19 protein-coding genes and 1 tRNA gene are annotated in these 21,821 nt (G+C 49.4%); 11 read left to right on the plus strand and 9 right to left on the minus strand.

Annotated elements, in window-relative coordinates; all coding sequences use genetic code 11:
* Window positions 1-88 precede the first annotated feature (88 nt).
* The 5 genes from AB8615_RS05745 (at window position 89) to AB8615_RS05765 (ending at window position 5,857) form a co-directional block, all read left to right on the plus strand.
* On the plus strand, window positions 89-838 hold the full coding sequence (locus tag AB8615_RS05745) for an ABC transporter substrate-binding protein (RefSeq protein WP_409433957.1): 750 nt from the start codon (window positions 89-91) through the stop codon (window positions 836-838).
* Entirely contained in the window at window positions 838-1,833 is a 996-nt protein-coding gene (locus tag AB8615_RS05750) for a FecCD family ABC transporter permease (RefSeq protein WP_409433958.1), read from the plus strand. Before AB8615_RS05745 ends, AB8615_RS05750 begins: the two co-directional genes overlap by 1 nt.
* Window positions 1,833-2,603 (plus strand): ABC transporter ATP-binding protein, encoded by a 771-nt coding sequence (locus tag AB8615_RS05755; RefSeq protein WP_409433959.1) that lies wholly within the window; start codon window positions 1,833-1,835, stop codon window positions 2,601-2,603. Before AB8615_RS05750 ends, AB8615_RS05755 begins: the two co-directional genes overlap by 1 nt.
* A gap of 349 nt (window positions 2,604-2,952) precedes the next feature.
* Window positions 2,953-3,684, plus strand: a complete 732-nt coding sequence (locus AB8615_RS05760) for a TonB-dependent receptor plug domain-containing protein (protein WP_418152969.1) — start codon at window positions 2,953-2,955, stop codon at window positions 3,682-3,684.
* A complete protein-coding gene (locus AB8615_RS05765; RefSeq protein ID WP_418152971.1) occupies window positions 3,647-5,857 on the plus strand; it encodes a TonB-dependent receptor in 2,211 nt (736 codons plus the stop codon). The genes AB8615_RS05760 and AB8615_RS05765 overlap by 38 nt, the downstream gene beginning before the upstream one ends.
* 107 nt (window positions 5,858-5,964) lie before the next feature.
* Here AB8615_RS05765 and AB8615_RS05770 read toward each other — a convergent pair whose 3' ends face one another.
* Together AB8615_RS05770 and AB8615_RS05775 are read right to left on the minus strand one after the other, a co-directional pair.
* On the minus strand, window positions 5,965-6,399 hold the full coding sequence (locus tag AB8615_RS05770; protein WP_409433961.1) for a hypothetical protein: 435 nt from the start codon (window positions 6,397-6,399) through the stop codon (window positions 5,965-5,967).
* A gap of 181 nt (window positions 6,400-6,580) precedes the next feature.
* Window positions 6,581-6,670, minus strand: a tRNA-Ser gene (locus AB8615_RS05775).
* Between the two features lie 267 nt (window positions 6,671-6,937).
* Here AB8615_RS05775 and AB8615_RS05780 point away from each other — a divergent pair.
* The 6 genes from AB8615_RS05780 (at window position 6,938) to AB8615_RS05805 (ending at window position 12,500) form a co-directional block, all read left to right on the plus strand.
* Complete coding sequence (locus AB8615_RS05780; RefSeq protein WP_418152973.1) at window positions 6,938-7,915, plus strand: septal ring lytic transglycosylase RlpA family protein; 978 nt, start codon at window positions 6,938-6,940, stop codon at window positions 7,913-7,915.
* A 62-nt stretch (window positions 7,916-7,977) separates the two neighbouring features.
* Window positions 7,978-9,162 carry a D-alanyl-D-alanine carboxypeptidase family protein gene (locus AB8615_RS05785; RefSeq protein ID WP_409433963.1) on the plus strand — a complete coding sequence of 395 codons (1,185 nt, stop codon included), beginning with the start codon at window positions 7,978-7,980 and terminating at the stop codon, window positions 9,160-9,162.
* A gap of 3 nt (window positions 9,163-9,165) precedes the next feature.
* Window positions 9,166-9,828 carry a dTMP kinase gene (gene tmk / locus AB8615_RS05790; RefSeq protein WP_409433964.1) on the plus strand — a complete coding sequence of 221 codons (663 nt, stop codon included), beginning with the start codon at window positions 9,166-9,168 and terminating at the stop codon, window positions 9,826-9,828.
* Window positions 9,829-9,837: 9 nt separating this feature from the next.
* Window positions 9,838-10,899: a DNA polymerase III subunit delta' gene (locus AB8615_RS05795; RefSeq protein ID WP_409433965.1), complete on the plus strand. Its 1,062-nt coding sequence runs from the start codon at window positions 9,838-9,840 to the stop codon at window positions 10,897-10,899.
* Complete coding sequence (locus tag AB8615_RS05800) at window positions 10,899-11,675, plus strand: TatD family hydrolase (protein WP_418152976.1); 777 nt, start codon at window positions 10,899-10,901, stop codon at window positions 11,673-11,675. The genes AB8615_RS05795 and AB8615_RS05800 overlap by 1 nt, the downstream gene beginning before the upstream one ends.
* The gene (locus tag AB8615_RS05805) at window positions 11,676-12,500 is read left to right on the plus strand and encodes an MBL fold metallo-hydrolase (RefSeq protein ID WP_418152978.1); all 825 of its coding nucleotides are present in this window, start codon (window positions 11,676-11,678) and stop codon (window positions 12,498-12,500) included.
* Here AB8615_RS05805 and AB8615_RS05810 read toward each other — a convergent pair.
* The 7 genes from AB8615_RS05810 to AB8615_RS05840 form a co-directional block, all read right to left on the minus strand.
* Window positions 12,497-13,072: a histidine phosphatase family protein gene (locus AB8615_RS05810; protein WP_409433968.1), complete on the minus strand. Its 576-nt coding sequence runs from the start codon at window positions 13,070-13,072 to the stop codon at window positions 12,497-12,499. The two genes, AB8615_RS05805 and AB8615_RS05810, sit on opposite strands and share 4 nt — an antisense overlap.
* Window position 13,073: 1 nt before the next feature.
* Complete coding sequence (locus AB8615_RS05815; RefSeq protein ID WP_409433969.1) at window positions 13,074-13,877, minus strand: 3-deoxy-manno-octulosonate cytidylyltransferase family protein; 804 nt, start codon at window positions 13,875-13,877, stop codon at window positions 13,074-13,076.
* The gene (locus AB8615_RS05820; protein WP_409433970.1) at window positions 13,870-14,883 is read right to left on the minus strand and encodes a KpsF/GutQ family sugar-phosphate isomerase; all 1,014 of its coding nucleotides are present in this window, start codon (window positions 14,881-14,883) and stop codon (window positions 13,870-13,872) included. The genes AB8615_RS05815 and AB8615_RS05820 overlap by 8 nt, the downstream gene beginning before the upstream one ends.
* Window positions 14,884-15,093: 210 nt before the next feature.
* Complete coding sequence (locus tag AB8615_RS05825) at window positions 15,094-15,849, minus strand: SDR family NAD(P)-dependent oxidoreductase (protein ID WP_409433971.1); 756 nt, start codon at window positions 15,847-15,849, stop codon at window positions 15,094-15,096.
* A 36-nt stretch (window positions 15,850-15,885) separates the two neighbouring features.
* Complete coding sequence (locus tag AB8615_RS05830) at window positions 15,886-17,169, minus strand: MFS transporter (RefSeq protein ID WP_409433972.1); 1,284 nt, start codon at window positions 17,167-17,169, stop codon at window positions 15,886-15,888.
* A 17-nt stretch (window positions 17,170-17,186) separates the two neighbouring features.
* Window positions 17,187-19,355 (minus strand): heparinase II/III domain-containing protein, encoded by a 2,169-nt coding sequence (locus AB8615_RS05835; protein ID WP_418152982.1) that lies wholly within the window; start codon window positions 19,353-19,355, stop codon window positions 17,187-17,189.
* A complete protein-coding gene (locus tag AB8615_RS05840; RefSeq protein WP_418152983.1) occupies window positions 19,355-21,613 on the minus strand; it encodes a chondroitinase-B domain-containing protein in 2,259 nt (752 codons plus the stop codon). Before AB8615_RS05840 ends, AB8615_RS05835 begins: the two co-directional genes overlap by 1 nt.
* Window positions 21,614-21,821 lie beyond the last annotated feature (208 nt).

A 21,821-nucleotide genomic window follows, 5' to 3' on the forward strand; every position in this document is an offset into this window, starting at 1 on the left:
ACGAGCTGCAACCATTCTGAGCGTAATATGCCTGAGCGGTTGCAGCTATGCGCCTGATACATCCACGTCCGAAGCGAGCGATCGCCCTATGCGCATTGTGAGTCTCGACTTCTGCGCCGATCAATATGTCTTGAAGATGGTGGAACCAGAGCGCATTTTGGCCCTATCGCCCGATGCTGCGGCCCCTTTTTCTTATATGAGAGACGCAGCGGTCGGCATACCAACAGTTAAGTCCAGTGCAGAGGACGTCATGATCCTTAAGCCTGATTTGGTGGTGCGCTCATATGGCGGTGGCCCAAATGCAAACGGTTTTTTCCAAAGTGCCGGGGTGCCAGTTCTCAATATCGGCTGGGCGGGTGATCTTGAAGGCATAAAACGCCTGACACTAGACATGGCAGATGGCCTCGGCGCTCCAGAGATCGGAGCAGAGATTGTTTCAGATATTGATGCCCGCCTTGCTGCGCTCAAATTGCAGCCCAATAAAAACAGAGCACTTTATATGACGCCATCTGGCATAACCAGTGGGTCTGGATCTATGGTGCATGAAATTCTGGCGGAAGCAGGTCTGGAGAACTTCCAAGATCAGCCAGGGTGGCGCTCGATACCGCTGGAGCGTTTGGCTTATGAACGACCCGATATGATTGCCGCAGCCTTTTTTGATACGAATAATGTAGAGAAGAATGGTTGGAGCGCGATGCGTCACCCGATTGCTCGCGCGCAGATAAAAGACCTACCAACTGTAGCTCTGAACGGCAGCTGGATGTCATGCGGCGGCTGGTTTGTCATGGACGGGATAGAGGCTTTGGCGGAGCGCCGCTACACAGAGGCTGATCTCTAATGTTCGCGCGTAGCTTAAATCCCATTCTATGCTGCATCGCAATTCTATCGATATTTGCCGCCTGTTTATTGGGGTCAACCCCATTAGGGCCATCGCGCGTCTTAGCAAGTTTGCTCGGGCAGGGCGATGTGGGTGATAGTCTTGTTGTTTGGCAAATCCGTCTTCCACGGGCAGCAGCGGCCTTTCTAGTGGGTGCTGCTTTGGGTGTCAGCGGCGCTGCCCTGCAGGGTCTTTTGCGAAACCCCCTGGCAGAACCTGGTGTTTTGGGCGTGTCCGCGTCCGCATCGCTGGCTGCGACTTTTGCAATTTACTATGGCTTGACTGGCGCAAATCCGTGGGTCTTACCCATCGCAGCAGTCATAGGCGCTTTGGCCGCCACAATGGTCATTGCGCTAACGGCCATCAAGACAAAGTCAGTTGTGACGCTTATTTTAGTAGGCGTAGGAATTTCCAGTTTTGCAGGCGCGATGATGAGTTTGCTCCTAAACCTTTCCCCCAATCCGTTTTCGCTTGCTGATATGATCAACTGGACGCTGGGGTCGGTTGCCAATCGCAGCTTTGATGACATCGCGTTAGCTGCCCCTTTCTGGCTGATGGGTTTTGCTATTCTCTGGTTCAGCCGTCGAGGTTTATCGACCCTTACTTTGGGAGAAGAGGCTGCAAGCGGGTTGGGCGTCAATTTGAAACGACAACGTATTTGGGTGGTCTTGGGGGCAGGGCTGGCAACAGGGGCAGCGGTCTCTATTGCGGGGGCAATCGGATTTGTGGGCATTGTCGCGCCGCATTTGATACGTCCCCTCGTGCGGCACGATGCTGCGCGGTCATTACTACCATCTGCCTTACTCGCAGGCATATTTCTGGTGTTAGCAGATATTGGCGTTCGCATCCTTCCAACCCAAACAGAATTAAAGCTCGGCGTTGTGGCAGCAATCTTTGGGGCCCCTGCTTTTATTTGGATAGCGGTCAGCCGAAGAAGCGCGGGTGGGCGATCCTAATGGAATTAATCGCAAGCCATATTGTTGTAACGGCCAAAAAGACGTCCCTGCTGAGGGACGTAAGTTTGACGTTGCAGCCGGGAGAGGTGGTCGCTTTATTGGGGCCAAATGGGGCAGGGAAGACGACACTGCTTCGCGCGGCGCTCGGATTTATAAAGCCTGATAGTGGGCAAGTGAGTCTGGGTGGGGCCGATGTACAAACATTATCGCCAATTCAAAGAGCGCGCCGAGTGGCCTATCTGCCGCAAACACGCTTCTTGGAATGGCCCAACATTGTCCACGATGTCGTCGCGCTGGGTCGATACTCGCACGGCGCAAATCTCGCAAAATTAGGGGCTGCGGATTTGGCAGCTGTCGATGCCGCGATTGCCGCTTGTGATATTTCTCATTTATCACAGCGTAAGGCAGATACTCTTTCTGGCGGAGAATTGGCGCGGGTTCATTGCGCGAGGGCCTTTGCTGCGCAAGCACCACTATTGATTGCTGATGAGCCTGTGAGCGCTCTTGATCCACGTCATCAATACCGTGTGATGAACCTTATTCGGGATTATGTGCATTTGGATGTGGCAAGACCACGTGGTGCACTAGTTGTCTTACACGACATAAACCTAGCGGCCCGAAACGCTGATCGTTTAATCTGGATGAAAGACGGTCGCATTGTTGCGAACGGGTCACCTGCGGACACATTAACGGAAGAACGTCTCGCTGACGTCTACGGCGTAAAGGCTAGAGTGATAGAAACTGATGTGATTATCGACGGCGTGTTCTAAGAGGCTGAATGTCTTTCGACTACATAAAATACTGCTGAAATTACGATAGCCTCGTCCGCCCAATCGAATCGAGAGTGGCAGATATTCTTGGCCAATCTGCATTCAGTAACACCAACAGCAATACAACCTTTTCGTGTAAACCCTTAACTCTAGCTGTCTGAAAACCTTGTTATGTGATGCTATATTACAACATGTATGACACAAAATGCCTTTAATTGGACTTATCGGATGAAAGATTGGTCATATAGGTTGCCAATTAAACAAAATTTAAGCTACGCCATGATTATTGCGAAAATTAACGTAACAGCGCAAAAAATGCGTCTCGAATAACCACCAAGGGGAGTACTAAATGAAATATAGCTCAATTATCAAAGTGGCCATGCTGTCAGCATCCACATTGGCTATGGCGTCCGCAGCTACCGCTCAAGACTCCAGTGAACCTGATGAAGTCATCTCAACCGGTATCCGTCAAAGTTTGGAAGCCGCCGCAGATCTAAAACGCTCAGATGATCGCATTGTCGACCTTATTGTTGCTGAAGATATTGGTAAGCTTCCTGACAATAACATCGCCGAAGCACTACAGCGTATTACAGGCGTCGCGATTAATCGTGACCGTGGTGTTGGCGATAGTGTTTCTATCCGTGGCTTGCCACAAAACCGTGTTGAAATTAACGGCCGCTCAACCCTCGGCGATGGCCGAAATGGCGTAAGCTTCCAAGACGTGCCTGCAGAAATCCTCAGCGGTATTGAAGTTGTAAAGTCTCCAACGCCGAAAATGATCGAAGGCGCACTCGGCGGTATGATCAACTTGAAAACATCACGCCCACTTGACCTCAAAGATCGTGTTCTTTCACTATCAGTGAAGGGCGAATATGCAGATAAGGCCGATAATATTGCGCCAATCATCAACGGCACTTTCGGTAAAAACTGGGTCGGCAAGACAGGCGACAGAATTGGCGTGATCGCTAACTTATCCTACCAGGATCGTGAGTTACTAGAAGGTGAATATCGCACTAGCTTGGAAGTTAATTCAATCGATATTGATGGCAACGGCTCCTGGAGCTGCTCAGAACTATATTGACCCCCGTAACTATGCGATTTTCGTTGGCACAGAGCGCCGCGAACGTATTGCAGGTAATGTATCATTACAGTGGGCGCCAGCCTCAGATGACGGCATGTTCTATATGGAAGGCACAGTCACCGACCGCTCTGGTTGGGACGAAACCTTCTCGCCGAACATCATTGATAACTCAGTCTTGCGTCAACAAGAAGAAATTGACATAGGCGGTTTCCGCGTCGATGACACACAACAGATCGTCGGCTTTACAGATAATGACGCTGTCCTCATCAACCGAACAGAATCTGGTTTCCGTAACACACGTTCCTTCAGTGGTGCTATTGGTGGTGAGTGGCAGTTCAGTAAACTAAATGTCGCAGGTGAAGTTAGCTACGCGAATTCAGATACGAATACGCCATACTCTGATCTGCGCTTCTGGGGTCTGGACGCGGCTGCTCAGGCTGCAGCTCAAGCTGCTGCATCTCCTGTTGATCCAGCTGATTTTGGCAATCCATCAGACGTTTTGCGTTCACTAGATGTGACGGTTTTATACGATACAGACAATGAATCGCTGCCAACCGTTGATTTAGCGAATGAAGCACTTTGGCTTGACCGCGATGTATTTGCTCTCCGCCGTTATGAATCGCGTGAGGGTCAGATTGACAATACTGAAACAGCGGCTCGCTTAGACTTTAGCTATGATGAGCCGTTTTCTGGGTTCTCATTGATCGAATCCTTCGATTTCGGTGGACGTATTACAAGTCGTAGTTTTGAATCGTCTCGGAAGCGTCTATTTGTCGGTAATATCCAGCGTGACTTAGTTGACCTTGATACAGGTAATCGTCGCTCTATTTATATGTCAGAATTCGCCCCTGGTCTGATCCAAGACTTCGACTTTGACGTATTCCGTGATATCGACGGCGCATTTGATTTGGGTGAGTTTACGATGTTTGATCCGTCTATCGTGCGTGATCAAGCTCGGACACAGGCTATTGTTGAAGGTCTACTCGCGGGCACAAATAAAGAAGCTGCAGTGCGGGCAGGGCAACAAGAAGAACTTGGTCGTTTCGCAGGCATCGACGAGGATACTATTGCTCTTTATGCGCAATTTAATCTTGATGGCGATCTCGGCACAATGCCGTTTAGTGCTGTTGCCGGCGTGCGTTATGTCGATACATCGCTTACCTCTAGCGCTTTCCAGCGTGAAAACGGCGAGTTTGTGCCTGTCTCACTGGACAATGACTATGATGATTGGCTCCCAAGTGCGAACATCAGCGTGAACGTGCAAGAAGATGTTATCTTACGCCTAGCTGCGGCGAAAGTGCTGCGTCGTCCAGATTTTGGACAGCTGAGCCCAGCTTTAAATGTTAACCAGGATGCGGTTTTCGCGACACGAGGTAACCCAAATCTCGAACCTTTCCGTGCGACGCAATATGACGCATCGATTGAGAAGTATTGGGGCAAAGGCAACCTGATCTCTGCAGCTGTTTTCTACAAAGATGTGTCGAGCTTCTTTGACGAAACAGAGATTTGCTTGAACGCTCCAAATTTTGTGGCAATCTCAAACCCGAACCGTCGTGACGAACTTTGTTTCCTTGACGGACGGGGTGGCAATCCTGTGAACCCTAACGATCCAGGTGCTGTACCAGATCCAGATTCCGCCTTAGGTATTCCAACGGAAATCCAGATCAATGGTGATAGCGGAACTGTAAAAGGCTTCGAGCTTGGTTATCAGCACGCGTTTGATTTCTTACCAGGTTTCTGGAGTGGGTTCGGTATTAATGCCAACTACACATATGCTGACAGTGAAGACCCGAACGGTCGTCCCCTAGAAGATATTTCCAAGAACTCATATAACCTTACTGGCTATTATGAGAGAGACGGATTTAGTGCACGCCTGGCCTATACTTATCGGGATCGTTTCCTAGACGATATTCTAAACGGTCGTGTTCGCCAGCTGGGTGCATTGCTCGCCGATGGTGCTGTACCAGATCCAACACAAGGGAACTCCTTCCGTGAGCCGATCAAACAGCTTGATGCCTCTGTTTCTTATGACATCAATGAGATGTTCACGATCCAAGCAGATGCTGTAAACTTAACCGGTGAGCAGATCTTCGACACGGGCACGACAGGCACGCTTTGGCGTGTTTTAGAAAGCGATCGTCGCTATTCCGTGGGTCTCCGCGCGAAATTCTAATCTAGAAAACAAAGAAACCTAGAAAACAAAGAAAAGGCCCAGTGTAGTTAAATCTGCATTGGGCCTTTTTTTGTTCAAAAATAATTATAAAATACTGAAATATATAGCTATTTATATTCGCTGCCTTCGCTGTGTGCGCGCATGGTCAAGCCTTCGCATTTAATACGCTCCCGAACTGCACCTTTTTTATTCTGAACATGCAAATTTGTTAGCGTAAGCTTAACTATACCAAGCGTGATGTCTGGCGCCGATATTCCAGTCGCATCCAACGGTAATTCATTATGCGTGATGATCAGGTCGTCACCGATGCGCGACCATTTTCCAAATGAATGAAAGGCGCCGTCCTTACTATACATGTCAATAACGACACCGTCAGAGGACAAATAAGTTATCTGCTCGGTCTCGCAAGCCTCTAATGTCGTGCCTGATGCCCAAGCCCCGAGAAGGGCAGGGTCTAGGCGGCTCTCATTGCTGCTCAGATTATTTGTCGTCGCACACGCTGTCAAAGAGAGCGCTACGAGAGCTGTTGCAAAAATACGCATAAAACATCCTCATCTATTTCCTCAAAGCTAGGGCCTCGCAGGCAGTCTGTCTAAGATTAATATAGAGAGCTATGATGCATTTTTTGGGGTCAGTGTAAAAGCATGGGCACGTTTTATGTTTCGGCTTTAATGTATAGTGTGGCCAAGTCATTTCCTCAGGCCACTAGACATCCCAGGGAAGTGGCGGGCGGGGAGGGATTCGAACCCCCGGTGGAGTTGCCCCCACGCCAGTTTTCAAGACTGGTGCATTCAACCGCTCTGCCACCCGCCCGCAAAAGCGCAATATATGACACGGTAATACGAGGCGGCGAATAGGGGGTTTTTAGCTGTCACTCAAGCCCTTTTTCATCAAATCTTGGAGGAACTGCATCTGAACTGCGTTAACCTTTTGCTCACCGTGGTTGGGAACGTAAAGTTAAGCCTGTTTGCGAACCTCGATTTAAACTTACTCATTTAGGTTACCAAATACTGACGGAAGACAGAGGCATATAAGTCTCGCTTTCAAATATCCCGGGTGGGGCGAGTAATAAAGGTGAGTATGATGGGTAAACAACGTGTTTTATTGATGGGTTTATTGGCGGCGACATTATCTGTGAGTGTATCAGGATGTGCCACAACGAAGGTTACAAAGTTGACCAAAGCAGCACCGATTACATATAAAGTCGGGAAGGGGAATGCACAATATGCGTCTCTCGCCAAACCAACTCTACCCCGTTCCAAACGTCCGTTTTCAACGCCGATCCCTTACGAGGCACCAGACGCCATTACTCGTGCGCCGCGCGCCGGCAAGACATTCGATCAAGCAAATGTTGATCCCGACCTCTACAAACATCAACGTGTGGGCAAGCGCTATACAGTCATGGGAAAGTCATACACACCTAAGCATGAGCCGAAATACGACGTCACAGGTCAGGCCTCTTATTACGGTGATAAATTCCACGGCAAGCCAACTGCCACGGGCGAAATTTTTAATAAGAATGACATCACAGCTGCGCACAAGACCCTGCCGCTTAATTCTATGCTGTTTGTGACTAATCTTGAAAATGGCAAGACTTTGATGGTTCGACTAAACGATCGCGGGCCTTTTGTCGGTAATCGTATTATCGATTTATCAGAGGCCTCTGCGCGTGCATTGGGCATCACAAAGTCGCAAGGTTTGGGTAAAGTCCGCGTTCAATATGCTGGCCCTGCCGACCCCATGGCGGCCAGTCGCTCTGTGATGAAACAAGAAGCACAGCCAGTGCCCTTTCCAGAAGATAATTATGTGCAAGCGCCCTCTATTGCCACGCCAGCGCCAGCTCCGTCTGTGCCACAATACGATACGCCGCAATATGAGCCGCCAAGCCTGCCTGCGCCTGTCATACCTGGCCGTCCACAACGCCTCGCGCCAGACGCCATGCCAGAAGACGGTGGTGATGTAACGCTGACCATTAAAGGGCCGATTCATGTCGCGAGTTATGACAGCCGTGTCGCTGAACCTCGCTTCATCCGCGGTGTTGTGAATACAACGAAGTAAGAAACTTCACCTCTGCGCCTTGCGATTGCCGCAAAGCCATGACAATTCAGAAGGGCATCCATATGGGTGCCCCTTTTGATTCTTGTCGCTTGGAGCCAGTCTTGTTTTTGCGTTATCTATTTTCTTCTGCGTCCCTGACTTTGCTCGCGCTGTCTATTTCCACTCCCGCCTTTGCGCAGTATAACAGCGCCGCCCCTCATGCTGTGATAATGGATTTTGAGACTGGACAAATTCTTTACGAAAAAAATGCGCGGCAGCCAATGGCACCTGCGTCCATGACCAAAATCATGACGGTAGAAATGGTGTTGGAAGCGATCAAGTCTGGCAACCTTAGCCTCGATGCAAAATTCACTGTCAGCGAAGAGGCATGGCGTCGCGGCGGAACAAAATCTGGCTCCTCCACTATGTTTCTCAAACTTGGCTCTCAAGTGCGCGTTGAAGACCTCTTGCGCGGTGCAATCATTCAGTCTGGCAATGATGCGTGTATCACGCTTGCTGAAGGCCTCGCGGGATCAGAAGACGGCTTTGCGGCACAAATGTCTGCACGCGCCAAGACACTGGGCCTAGAGAGCGCAACTTTTCGTAATTCGACAGGCTGGCCGCATCCCGAGCATGAAATTAGCGCGGTCGATTTGGCGTCCCTGTCACGCCACCTTATTAGCGAACACGCAGAGTTCTATCCGATATACTCAGAGCGTAGCTTTACATGGAACGGCATCACTCAAAGCAATCGTAATCCATTATTAGGAAAGCTAACGGGTGCAGATGGTATAAAAACAGGTTCAACCGAGGCCTCAGGCTTTGGTTTAGTAGGGTCTGCAAAGCGTGGCGATGACCGCCGAATTATTGTGATTAACGGCTTGGCCAATAAAGCTGAGCGCCAGGCTGAGAGCCTTGCTCTGATGGAGGCCGCGTTCTCACAATTCCAGATTTATAACCTTTATAAAAGTGCACAAGTCATTGGTGAGGTTGACGTCTACATGGGCAAATCTGCGACTGTTCCAGCCGCACTGGGCGAAGACATCAAGATGGGTCTGCATATATCGCAGCGCGGATCAACAAGCGCGAAGGTCGAGTATGTGACTGCAGTCGCACCGATTGCTAAAGGCGACAAAATTGCAGAATTAGTTATCAGTGCACCTGGCAAGGACACACAGCGTTACCCACTCTTCGCCACACAAGACGTCAAAGCGAAGTCATTATTTGGTAAAGCATGGACATCACTACTTAATAAGATCAGGGGCTAGATCATGGCAGAACGCGGACAATTTATTACCTTTGAAGGCGGCGAAGGCGCGGGCAAGACAACCCAAGCCAAGATGCTGGCTGAAGCGCTGGAAAATGCGGGCATTGAAACATTACTCACCCGCGAGCCAGGTGGGACATTTGGCGCGGAGTCAATCCGAAAGCTCGTCCTTGAAGGCACACAAGATCGCTGGACGGGCATGACGGAATTGCTTCTGATGTATGCTGCGCGGCTGGATCATGTTCAGAAATTAATCAAGCCAGCATTAGATCGCGGCGTGTGGGTCATCAGTGACCGTTTCTCCGACAGCAGCACAGCCTATCAGGGCTATGCGCGTGGGTTGGGTGCGGACAAAGTTCGTGCGGTTCATAAAGTCGTTATGGATGGCTTTGAGCCAGACATTACGATCCTATTTGATATGGACCCCATCATGGCACAAAAACGTGTTGAGACGCGTGGTGAATTGATGTCGCGTTTTGACACCGAAGACATTGCCTTCCATAAAAAACTCCGCGACGCTTTCCTTGAAATCGCAAAATCTGAACCTGACCGTGTTGTGACGATAGATGCAGACGAAACTCGAAGCGGCGTCCACACGCGTATCCTCCATGCGATGACGCAAAAATACCCTGAATTTGCCGGCAAATTGAGCCGTGCAGCCAGTTAGAGCTGCGTTATGCGTCAGGCGGAAATCGAGACATTCCCGGAGGCAGATTGCGCCGATGGCTGTCTGCATCCCCGCCATGTTTATGACCTGATTGGACATGCTGACGCCGAGGCCCGTTTCATCAAAGCTAGGCAGTCAGGTCGGTTGCATCATGCTTGGTTGATCACGGGTGCGCCTGGCATAGGGAAAGCCACACTGGCCTATCGCATTATTAGGTATATGCTGGGAGGTGAAAGCCTTCTGACCAACAGCTTGAACATCCCAGCAAGCGATCCCGTGGCACAACGCATTGCGGCGTTAGGTCACGAGAATTTTAAACTGATCCGTCGTCCCTATGATCATAAAACGAAGAAGATCAAGACTGAAATTCCTGTAGACGAAGTCCGCGCGCTTTCTACATTTTTCCAAAAAACTGCAGGGTCTGATAGTGGGTGGCGTGTGTGCCTAATTGATCGTGCGGATGAGTTAAACCGCAATTCAGAAAACGCTATTTTGAAACTGCTCGAGGAACCGCCAGAGCGGACTTTGTTTATATTACTATCATCTGCGCCAGGGCAGTTACTCCCAACTATCCGCTCGCGTTGTATGGCGCTAGAGCTGCGCCCTGTGCCTAAGGACGACATTGGTGGGTGGCTCAGCCACCATATTGACGCGAGTGAAGAGATCAAAAATGCGGCTATTGGTCTATCCCGCGGCGCCCCGGGGAAAGCGCTAGCCTTAGCCCGCAATTCTGACACGGTGCTAATACCACTCTCCCGTTTTTTGTCATCACTAGGGTCGCACAGTCATTCGACCGATATGACGCTAGCTAAGACTCTGGCTATGCAGTCCAATCTTGGCACGCGCGATATGTTTTGGGAGGGTTTGGCCGATATATTGCAACACCAAGCTGTCTTTTCGGTGACAGGGGAATGGACAGGAGCGTTTAAACCTCTGCCTGTCGCAAAATCTCCACAGACTTGGGCAAAACTCAGCGAGCAAGTGGTTGAGACACAACAGCGCGAGAGTGCGATCAACCTCGACAAAATAGCGGCTATGTTTGATACACTGTCAGCAATAAGGACCGCCTAATGCTCGTTGATAGTCACGTAAATTTACACGGCGAAAAATTTGCTGATGATTTGGACGATGTTATCGCGCGCGCGGGCGAGGCTGACATTGGGTATATGCTCAATATTTGTTGCAACATCAAAGATTTTGACGCCGTCATAGAAGTTGCAGAACGGGGGGCCAACATCTTTGCCAGCGTCGGCACGCATCCTCATGACGCCAAAGACAACCCTGACATTACGCCTGACCAGCTGATTGAAATGGCACAACATCCGAAAGTGATCGGGATTGGCGAAACGGGGTTTGACTTCCACTATGGCTATAGCAGCCAAGAGGCACAGATCACAAATTTCAAGGCACACATTATAGCCTCGCAAGAAACACAGTTGCCATTGATAATTCACACTCGTGAGGCTGATGAGTTAATGATGGAGACCCTCAAACAAGCCCTTGATCACAAACACTTTCCAGCGGAATTACATTGCTACACATCTGGTCCCGAATTGGCAGAATGGGCGAGCGATCAGGATTTTTATTTCTCAGTGTCGGGCATCCTAACCTTTAAAAATGCACACGACGTGCGCGCGCTCGCCAGAGCCATGCCAGATGACCGTATCATGCTGGAGACAGATTGTCCCTATCTTGCCCCCATACCGCATCGCGGGCGACGAAATGAACCCGCTTTTGTGCGGGAAGTTTGCCAAGGACTTGCCGATGTGAAGGGTTGGAGTTTTGACGAAACGGCGCAACGCACAACTGATGCTTTCTTCAACCTATTTCAAAAGGCTGTGCGTTAAATGGGTATTCGGGCGATCATTTTGGGCTGTGGATCTTCTGGTGGCGTGCCACGTGTTGGTGGCGATTGGGGCGCGTGCGATCCTAATGAGCCTAAAAACAGACGCTCTCGTAGTTCCATTCTAGTCCAAGCGTGGCAGGGAAAAGAGTGTCCAGATGATCAATCAGAGATGACAACGATCCTTATCGATAGTTCTCCAGATCTAAGAGAACAGTTATTGCGAGCCGAAACGCAACATCTTGATGCGCTGCTTTATACACATGATCATGCGGACCAAAGTCATGGCATTGATGATTTGCGCGCGATCGCCTACCGCATGCGCAAGCAGGTGCCGACCTATATGGACGCACACACAAAAGAGCATGTGTGGACGCGGTTTCAATATTGCTTTGAAATGCCAGAAGGTCGGGTACATCCCCCGATTTTAGACTTGCAGCCCTTGATCAAAAATAATGACGTGATCACTGTGTCCGGTGCGGGCGGCGATATTTCGGTAAAAGTGTTGGAAGTCAGCCACGGCTCAACACCCTCGCTAGGCTTCGTATTCAATGACTTACTGGCATATTCACCTGACGTTTGGGGAATTAACACAGCAGCTTTGGAGACGCTCCGAGGAATGAACACATGGATCGTGGATGCGCTAAGATATAATGATCACCCCACGCACGCACATGCTGACAAGACGTTGGCTTGGATAGCGAAGACACAAACGCGGCAGGCTGTGTTGACTAATTTACATATTGATATGGATTATCAAACACTATCCGAAGAGCTACCACCGGCGGCGAAACCTGCTTTTGACGGGATGATCGTTGAACCGCTTTAGGGCCGAATATTCCAAGAGGTAATTGTTGGAAAGCCGTCGTGATACGCAATGGTGCCATATGCGCCCGTTTTCAACTTTCTTTCAAATGCTTCTGCGGTGTGAGTTACATCGAAGAGGAACCTTGCAGTTCCATTGCTTGTCACCACAAGAATATCTCCTGGCTGATCAGCATAAGCTGCGAGAAATGCTGTCCAGTCAGATTTGATTTGTGCGGGATTAACACGCCATCCATTAGGCACAATCGCTGCGCTGTCCCACGCCTCAATCGCCTCTTGTCCAAGACGCGCTACGACCTCAGCCTCGGGTTTATTCTCGTCAGGGCCATAATCTATTTCTGTCAAGAATGGGAGCGTCTCTGCTCGCCCCGCTACGATTTCTGCCGTTTGTCGTGTCCGCCGCAAAGGAGAACAGTAGACGTGAGTAAACGTCTGACCTTTAAAATGCGCTGCGATTGCTTTGGCTTGAGCCACGCCAGAATTTGACAATGGTAAATCTGTTCGCCCGCCAACGCGCGTTACAACATCGCTAGGATCAAAGGTGTTCCCATGACGCAAAATGATGATGCGCGCCATATCAATGTCCCTTAAACGGATCGCCATGCTTGCGGATCAGCGCTTCCGCGCGGCGCAAATCATCTGGCGTATCAATGCCGGGGGTTGCGACATCGGGCGGATCAACAGCAACCGCTTTGATCGTCAAGCCGTTCTCTATTGCACGCAACTGTTCTAGGCCCTCCAACAATTCATAGCGGCTCTCGGCTAAGCCCACAAAACGCTCCAAAGCAGGCTTTCTAAATGCATATAGGCCAACATGGCGCCGCACAGGGGAGAGGGGTTGAGCTGCACGTAATGCGGCTTCATTGCGTATGGTCGGGATGATCGTTTTAGAGAACCAAACGGCGCGCTCATCTAAGTCGGTAATAAGTGTGGTGCCTGAAAACGGTGTGGTCAGCTTATCCTGACGCAGTTGATCCAACGCGACCCAACCCAGTTGCACATAAGGCGTCGCAATATCATCATCGCTCTCATGGAGTGCTTCGATGACGGCTTGCAAATGCGCGACAGGCGTAAACGGCGCGTCGCCTTGCAAGTTAACGATGATCTGTGCGTCTGGTGCAACAGCTTTAGCAGCTACTAACGCGCGGTCTGACCCAGTGCGGAGATTTGCATCAGTTATAACACAAGGCAGGCCAAATTCCTCGCAATGCGCAACAATGTCGGCGTGATCAGTAGCTATCACGAAAGGCTGTCCCGTTTGATTGGCTATATCGGCTGTGCGGCGCACCATAGAAACGCCTGCAATTTTAGCCAATGGCTTCCCGGGGAAGCGCGTACTGCCCATCCGCGCAGGGATAACGATGATCGATTGCTTATACATAACCATCTTCAAGCAGGGATTTAAGATCAATCAGGGCCACAGGTTTACCGTCATCAGTGACGAAAGCGTTGCCGATGCGGCGATCACTAAACAGCTTTACGACATCCCCCATACGCATACCCATTGAGAGGGTTAGGGGAGAGGGGGTCATAATATCTACAGCAGAAAAACTAAAGAAGTCACTGTTTTCATTATGTTTTTCCATCGCACGACGTATATCGCCATCTGTGATCATGCCGATCAAATTTTGGGCTCCATCAACAACTGCAGCACAGCCTTTGCCGCCACGCGATACGGTCAAGACAGTCTCTTTCATGGGTGTTTCGGGTGTTATCATTGGTAAATCTTGCGGATGTGCCAGCCGCCAATCTGCGACTGTTTGCAATCGAAGACCCAGTTTTCCAGCAGGGTGCCTGCGACCAAAATCATCTTGCGTGAAGCCTCGTGCTTGCATCACAGCTACCATAAGCGCGTCGCCGAGCGCGAGTGTGTTTGTGGTTGATGTTGTGGGGGCGAGGCCGTTCGGGCAGGCTTCTTCGACGCGGGGCAATGCCAAAATCGTGTCTGCGGCTTTGCCTAAGCTCGAATTCGGGTTCGCAGTAATTGCAATGATCGGCACACCTAAACCTTTAGAATATGCCGTAACTGCCCGTAATTCTTGGCTTTCTCCTGAATTTGATAGGGCTAGCAAGACGCAGCCTTGACTTATCATGCCCAAATCGCCGTGAGACGCTTCTGTGGGGTGCATAAAAAAGCTTGGCGTGCCCGTTGATGCAAAACTGGCAGCAATTTTCCGTCCGATATGACCAGATTTTCCAACGCCCACTACGACGAGATAATTCTTTGCTGATAGAATGGTATTGACGGCCGCATCAAAGCTGTCGCCAATAGAAGCGCGCAATGTCTCGAGACCAGCGATCTCGGCTGTGATGACTTGCGTGGCAATGGATTGTGGGTTGGACGACAAGACCCGACTTGGAGCCCTGATCGTAATAACTAACCCCACTCATTTCTCATAATAAACATTATGCGAATAAGTGACTGGCTTAAGGATCAGGCGCTTTGCACCTATATAATTTCTACTCTGCTCCGTGTTTACAGGAATTTAGTGAGAAATATAGAGGTCATAAGCAAATATACGACAACCCGCAGACTTGGCCTGCGGGTTGGGTATTAGGCTCATTATCCCCCCGATAGAGCCCAAGTGTTTTGACAACTATGAGAAGAACATGCCGCCATTGATGTCCATATTCACACCGGTCAAATAAGACGACTGATCTGTAGCGAGGAACATCATGGCATTGGCGACGTCATCTGGGTGACCCTGACGACGTAGCGGGACTGTATTTTCGACGTGTGTACGAACTGTATCTGGCGTAAATGTGTCATGGAAAGTTGTGTCGATCATGCCAGCGCAGAGTGCGTTAACCCGAATACCTTGAGGGCCTAACTCTTTCGCCATGCCGCGTGTGAATGTGATCACTGCGCCTTTCGCTGTGGAGTAAGCAGATGCGCCGCCACCGCCGCCGTCACGCCCTGCGAGTGACGCCATGTTCACGACCGCACTGCCCTTTGGCATGTGCGGCACGACGGCTTGCATTGCGAGAAATGTTGAGTTCATGTTGAGGTGCATAACCTGATTGAAAAACGCTTCATCCATTTCTGCGAGCTTTTTACGCGCGACCAAACCACCGACATTATTGACCAAGACATGGATGTCTTTCCCGAATGCCTTTTGCGTTTCTGCGACGAGCGCGTCGACATCAGACTTTTTCGTCATATCGCCTTTGACGAGGATAGCCGTGCCCCCTGCTCCCTCGATGAGTTTGATCGTCTCGTCGCCAGCCTCTTTACTGCTATTATAATTGACGACGACTTTCGCGCCCGCTTCAGCGAGTTTAACGGCGCAAGATCGGCCAATGTCGCGTGTACCGCCCGTGACGATTGCGACTTTTCCTTTGAGGTCATGCATAATATTTTTCCTAGTTCGAATTAAAGTTTGGGTGAGTTATTCTACTGATGCAAGTTTAGGGTCTTTCAACGACCCTATATTCCCGCAGAAGAAAAAGACAGACAGAACCGTCATAATTGCGAGCCCTGCCCCGACTGCGAAGGCAGGTGCGTAGCTGTTGACTGTAATCACAGGAATCAAGAAGTTCAGCAAGACCACCGCCAGTTTAGCCGCCGTTCCTGCATAACCGGCCAATGTGCCAACGGATTTACCGCTGTAAAAATCACTTGGGAGAGTCTGAATGTTACCAACTGCTGTCTGGAAGCCAAAAAGGATCACGGCCATCAGCATGACGGCAAAGAGCGGCGTTGCGGCCTTCATCGTGAGCAGAAGCGAAACAAGCATAATCAGGCCACCAAGTGTAATCACAGTCTTACGCGTTTTATTTACAGTCCAGCCAGCGCTGATACGGTTTTGAGCCAACAGGCCACCAAACCAAGCCCCAACCATAGCACCAACGTAAGGTATCCAAGCGTATTTCCCGATTTCGGCGACACCAAATCCGTAGGTTTCCGACAAATAGAGCGGGAGCCAACCTACAAACAACCACCAAATTGGGTCGCAGAAAAATGACGCCATGATCACGCCCCAACTCTCTTTACGAGAGAGAATTTCACCTGATCCAGGTGCGTAGCTCGCAACCTCATTGGTTTCTTGGTCACGCTGACCTGTAAGGATATATTGACGTTCATCTTCTGACAGCCATGGGTGATCTTCTGGGCCTGATTTATAAATGATTAGCCACGGAATAAGCCACAGGAAACCCAGACCACCCAGCACGATAAACGTCGCCCGCCAGCTATCGAGAAAGACGAACAAATACGCGATGATGGGCGCTGAAACGATGCCGCCAATCGCTGCCCCTGAATTGAAAATGCCTTGTGCCAATGCGCGTTCTTTGATCGGGAACCACTCCGCATTCGCTTTCGTGGCACCGGGCCAGTTACCAGCTTCGGAGACACCCAAAATACCGCGAAAGAGGCCGAAAGTTAAAAGGCTATGTGAGAATGCGTGAGCCATAGTGGCGAGCGACCAGACGACGATTGACAAAACAAAGCCCATCCGCGTGCCGATCCAGTCAAAAATTTTGCCGAACAAAGTCTGACCAAACGCATAGGCGAAGGTGAAAACATTCAGAATGATCGCATAATCCGTTTTCGTTAGACCAATATCTTCAGAAATCTCAGGCCAAAGGAAGCCAAGCGCTCCGCGGTCAATGTAATTAATAATTGTCGCAATCGCGACGAGGATCACAATGATCCAACGGAAGTTCTTTTTCATGCCTAGTCCCCTATTACCTATTTCATCTCTTCAGAGCTAAAAAGGCGATAGGCCCCCGTCCACTCATAGGTTTTATTGTTAAAGTTTGCGCTGTGTTGTTTTGCGTCCGCCTGATCTCCAGCCATAGCAAGACCAATAACCTCCCCTGTCTTGAGCGTGATTTGAACGAATTCGTTTGCATCTGCCTCAAAATGTTCGACTTTCGCAATCGCGCTATAGCTGTCGACTGTAAATTCTACGGTTGGATTATACTCGCCGTGAGGTTCGATAACAGAGAGATATGAGACACCGTCCCCCTGCTCTGCGCGAAAAATCATGGCAGGCTCACGCCTGAGATTGAAGTTTGGATCATTGGCACCGATTTCGGCGAAGATTACTGTGCCAGATTTAGGCGTGGACGACGTGATCGTGTAAAACTGCCTGTCTAGCAACCATGTCATCTGCGCTAAGCCGTCAACTGGTTCAGCCTCAGCGACTTTCCACAAAAATTCATAACCGTTGCCTTCTCCCAGCAGGCTGCGCGAAGTTCGGTCAGCTGCAAGCTCAAAATTTGTGTCGATCAGTTGCCCGTTATAATAAAATGGTAGGTCATACTGATGAACATTGTCGCTATGCGCTTCCATGAGGTCCACAATAACGGGCTTCGGTAGCGCTGAATCTGAAATCATCGCGACCGTATGGCCGAGGCGCACATCAGGATAAGCCGTATCAATTTCAGCCGACGACACTGTCAGGTTTGGCGATATTTCAAATACACCAATTTTCGGATGATGTTTGTTGCCAAGACTTGTGCTGCCCCCAAAATGGCTCTCTTGGTCAACGACAAGCGCGTTGTGCGCAATCGTCTGTTTCGCAAAAGCATTGTTTTCGGGCAGGTAATGACCGCCGTATTTAGCTTCAATATTAAGAAAACGTGCTGCGCCGTAATCCCGCAGAACTTCCTGACCATTATTGTAATAGAGGATCCCCATCTTATCAAAGTGACCATGGCCAAGACCTTGTGATGTGTTCTTCATGATCAAAGCTTGCGCTTTAGGATCAGACGAACTGCGCATAATATCGAGCGCCCCCTCATCCCCATTTTTACCATCTGATAAGCGCATTGACGCAAATTCAAACGGTTCCGCTTTTCCTGCGATCAAAGCCTCGGACACAGCACGGCTTTCGGGCGTCAAAACGAATTTACCCTGCGCTTCTGCGACAGACAGCAGCGTCGGGTCGCCCGTTAAATCATAGGCAATGGAAACACCGTAGAGTAGCTCTGTCGTTGCAATTCCTTTATCCTTCAAAGCATCATTGATGGGAAAAAACAGACCGTTATAGCTTTGATGCACCGTGCTATAGATCGCTTTTTTCAGAATACCATCGCGATATTTGAAAATCTCACGCTCTGGCTCATTAGCCTCAATAGCTTGACCAAATAGCACAAAAGGCATCAGAGCGTATCGCTGATAATATGGGCCTTCATTGTAGTAGCCATCTGGCGAAAACAACTCATCAAGCTGTTTGATGAAGCCGCGTTCTCCTGATTTATCAAGGCCCAACAAAGCTTTATCGGAATACTCTTTATCGCCTATAACGTAGCCAGTCATCCCAACGGCAGCAGTCGCCCATGTGCCGTGATTATGGATTTTATCAAATGTTTCTGGCGAACCCTCTGATAAAAAGTCGGCCATATTGCGAAGTAAATCTGTCTCGATGTGATCGCGTAAAGCAGGTGTCAATGTGTCCTTCACAGCGTCATAGCCCTGAATAACATTCACTAACCACCAGCTTTCATTGAGGTTTTGCCAGAACATGCGTCCCGGCGATTGTTCTTTCTTGGCGGGATGCTCGCCCCAATTCGGATAGACGTCCGCATAGGCTGTCAACAACTGCGCAGCAAAATCAGCGTAGGCCGCTTCACCCGTCAATTTGTAGAGCATACTGGCATCATATATAAGCTTTGCATTATTCTTATGTTGCTCATGCGTATAGCCACCACCCGCATCCTTGGGTGTTGGTACAGTTATCGGGAGCGCCATTTGAGCTTTGATCCGCGCTTCAGCTTGCGCCTGTGTGTCGGCGAATGTTGGGCCGAAATAAGGTGCGTCCACGCCCCCCGTAGAGGATTGTGAAGCAGGTGAACATGCCACAAAACCTGAGAGGAGCGCTCCCCCGAGTAAAAGATTTGCAAGTAATCGCATTATTTCGACAACCCTGTATTATTCTCAATAATAGCGGTATTCTCTAACGCACTATTGAGTTCATTGACGATTGGCGCAGCCGTTTTCTGAAACGCATTATTGGTAATACGTGTTTTAGGCTCGCCGACCGTGTGATTGATCAGGAAAGGCTTGCTATTTTTGAACGTATTCCCCGTGATATTTGTGACTTGCACGCCCTGCAAATAAATCGATGACTTTGTCTTATTACGTTTGTCAAACCCTACATCCGCTATGGTTGAACCTGTCATTCCAAAGTGAGGGCCGAAGGTGCTTTCGTCGGTGCCGCCGCGGTAATAATCAATGATCCCCTGCCCTATATTATCAAATGTAGAATTTTTGATTGTGACGTATTCCGCATTATAAATACCATAGTCATCGTTCTCTTTATCTAGCTTGAGAATTGTTCCACTCACATTCTCAAAGTTCGAATTCTCGATCAGGATATTATCTGCCATTGTGCCTTTCGCCCCAGACATGACGTTAAAGCTATGATTGGTATCAAGATCGCGGAAATTGCTATTGATGATTTCCAAACGGTAGTTTTGCAACATAGAATATGGTGATGTTCGGATAACGGCATTGCCAGCATAATCGGGGCTTTCCGCGCCAGAGATATTCAATCCCACCAATTTCAAACTGCCGCCATCTTGAATTTCGAACATAGCGGAGCGTTCGAAAACCAGGTTAACTTCGCCCTGCCCTTCAAATGTGAGGGTTTTATCCAGTTTCAGAAATTTACTGACTGTATAGTCGCCCGGCGAAAGCACGATCGTATCGCCAGATTTAGCAGTGGCCAGTGCGGTTGATAAGACTGTGTCGCCTGGTTTGACTGTGATCTTTTGGCCCGACCCGAATGGCACTAGCGGCTCTGTTTTCGGATACCACGACACGCCCGTCATGTCCTTAGTCGTTACCTTTAAATCGCGCGAGACGCCTTCGCTGATGCTGTTATCTGTGGGATATAGTAGTCCATTCTCGGCACGCTGCAGCGTCAAATCTTGAGGCACAAAGCCCACTTTTAAATCAGGAGAAGATTCGCCAACCAGAACATTATCCGCGAAGGTAATGCCTGACATATCGTCATAAACAGTGAACGTATTGAGCCTGTCAGAATGATAAATCAGATTATCCACAAAACGACTGTCGATCGGAACTGCACTGCGCTCTTCATCACTGCCAGCACCAAGCTGAATATGGTCACTATCGATGATCGAGTTTTGCACAATCGTCGCATCTTTGACCTGATGATATCGGTTGATGGGTGAATTAGGAACGCCGTTCATCACAACCAGAGCGCCGCCAAAGCGTGTGCCTTTTAAACGCTCCATATAATTGTTTTGGATCGTCTGACCCGCATTAATCACACGAATACCGCCCGTATGATCGGCATCGTTCCCAAAGAACACGTTGCCTTCGATCAGATTATTATTGCCGTGACGCATGGTTAGCGTACCGCGCGATTGGAAGAATGTATTGTTTCGGAATGTATTCCGCCCCGACTTATTAGAAATAATTTCTAATTCACCGTCACAGCGATCAAAGTAGTTGTTCTCAACAACGGTCAAGCTGTCAGAGAGGGAGTGATGGCTTGTGCCGATGCGTAAGGTTTCGCCGCCATTAGAGCCAAGAATGGATCGTGGGCCGAAATAATTATGGTCAATACGGTGATTGTTTTCTTGGCTCTCATTTGAGTCCAGACGTACGGCCATAGTCACACCGCGATTGCGCTTGCCGACTAAATGGTTGTGATCAAACCGGTTATTCTTACCATACATCATAACCCAGAAATCAGGCTCTTGGCGCTCAGGGTTACTATAATTGTCAATAACGATTTCGGTCACGCGAGAATTATTCGCGAGGGTAGATTTATCGCGGCGGAAGCTAATGACCTCTTGCGTAGGGGTATAGCCGTCCCGAAAAACGAGGCCAGATACTTCTAGGTAGTCACCGCCTATGCGCAGATTGGATTGCCCCGTCAGAACAACCTCACCTTTCGTTTCAGCTGTGAGCGTAATCGGCGCACCTTTTTTGCCTTTGCCCGTAAAGACAATCTCAAAATCATCCCACGTGCCATTGGCGAGTTTGATGACGTCGCCAGGTCGGGCATCTTTAACCGCAACTTTATACGCCGCTTGATCTTTGACCAGAAATTCTTCGGCATTGGCGCTGCATGAGGCAAGGCAGATTGAGACTGTTGTTAAACACACGACCCGTAATGATAATGACGTCAGTCGCATGAGTAATCCCCTATCTGCCCCCGTCATATCTATCGCCAAGTATGTGACGATCGTGCGCGGAGTTTTGCCTTGATGGACTCAAGGTATTTATTGTCTAGAAAATATCAGCAATTACACACCAAGTGTCAACCAGTAACTAAAACCAATTTACATATATTGGTATAGACATACATCAAGCTTGTTCGGTCAGGCCAAAATTAGTCATCAA

The sequence above is a fragment of the Litorimonas sp. RW-G-Af-16 genome, assembly GCF_048319245.1.
Classification (GTDB): Bacteria; Pseudomonadota; Alphaproteobacteria; order Caulobacterales; family Maricaulaceae; genus Litorimonas.